The sequence below is a fragment of the Streptomyces globisporus genome (genome assembly GCF_003501885.1).
Taxonomy (GTDB): Bacteria; Actinomycetota; Actinomycetes; order Streptomycetales; family Streptomycetaceae; genus Streptomyces; species Streptomyces globisporus_D.
In genome coordinates this window covers 1-529 of record NZ_QWFA01000433.1, presented here as the reverse complement: position 1 = coordinate 529, position 529 = coordinate 1, and the positions used below count along the sequence as shown (strand labels likewise).

1 protein-coding gene is annotated in these 529 nt (G+C 71.1%); it reads left to right on the top strand.

Features of this window, described 5'->3' with window-relative positions; all coding sequences use genetic code 11:
- On the top strand, positions 1 to 455 hold a 455-nt coding region (locus D3105_RS34170), incomplete at its 5' end, for a glycoside hydrolase family 18 protein (RefSeq protein ID WP_133305757.1).
- Positions 456 to 529 lie beyond the last annotated feature (74 nt).

Below are 529 nucleotides of genomic sequence, written 5' to 3'. Positions count from 1 at the left end.
CGGCCAAGGGCCCGACGGCCCCGCACTCCCCGCTGACCTCGTACCCCGGCATCCCGGCACAGGGCTTCAACTCGGCGGACGCCATCGCCAAGCTGAAGGCCAAGGGCGTCCCGGCCTCCAAGCTGCTCCTCGGCATCGGCTTCTACGGCCGTGGCTGGACGGGCGTCACCCAGTCGGCTCCGGGCGGTACCGCCACCGGCCCGGCCGCCGGAATCGAGCCCGGCAACCAGTACTACAAGGTCCTCAAGACATCGTGCCCGGCCACCGGCACGGTCGGGGGCACGGCGTACGCCCACTGCGGGAACGACTGGTGGAGCTACGACACCCCGGCAACCGTCGGCACCAAGATGGCGTGGGCCAAGAGCCAGGGCCTGGGCGGCGCGTTCTTCTGGGAGTTCAACGGTGACACGACCAACGGCGAACTCGTGACGGCCATCAACAGCGGCCTCAAGTAACCCCCTGGTCCCCGGTACGCTCCTGGGCCCGCCCGCCCCGAACGGGAGCGGGCGGGCCCGTACGGTCGGATCAG